This is a genomic window from Mesorhizobium sp. M7A.F.Ca.US.005.03.2.1, assembly GCF_003997795.1.
Taxonomy (GTDB): Bacteria; Pseudomonadota; Alphaproteobacteria; order Rhizobiales; family Rhizobiaceae; genus Mesorhizobium; species Mesorhizobium ciceri.
In genome coordinates, this window is record NZ_RZRP01001577.1 from 1 (window position 1) to 518 (window position 518).

General features: G+C 58.5%; 1 protein-coding gene. It reads right to left on the bottom strand.

Annotation, left to right across the window (positions count from 1 at the left end):
* Positions 1–299: 299 nt before the first annotated feature.
* The coding region (locus EN991_RS40545) for a hypothetical protein (RefSeq protein WP_206519381.1) at positions 300–518 on the bottom strand (219 nt) is incomplete at its 5' end.

A 518-nucleotide genomic window follows, 5' to 3' on the forward strand; every position in this document is an offset into this window, starting at 1 on the left:
TTCTACACCTGCCCGATCTGCGGTCAGCAGGTCGACATGCGCGACCTACGCCAAGTCATTTGGCACGAACGGCCAAAACACCGGCCTCTGCTCGTTTCGGTGGAGTAGACTTTTTACGTTTTGGCCGGAACGGAGACTGCAAGAGCGGTCAACCTGACATCCAAGATGCCACTAGCAGGGCGCATAAGGATGAGACCAGAGCAGCGGCTGCAAGAAGGACTCCTGCGCTCTGCCAATCTGGCGCCGGCTCGTATAACAGCTTGGCGGGCGGCTGATTATCATTCATGGGAAGCATCAAATTAGGTTCCGCTAATTCCTGACGCTGGCACCGGGACGGCGGCCAACCCGGTGGGGAACGCGTTGCAAATGATCTCACCGGGCTGCATGCGCTCTCCGTGATGAGTGCCCGCCACGCCAAGCGAGCCGTGGCGGGCAATCAACCAACCGACGATGAGGGGACTATTGATCGTCGACGTCACTGCTCGTGCACAAAACGCCAATGTTTCACGGGTCAGACC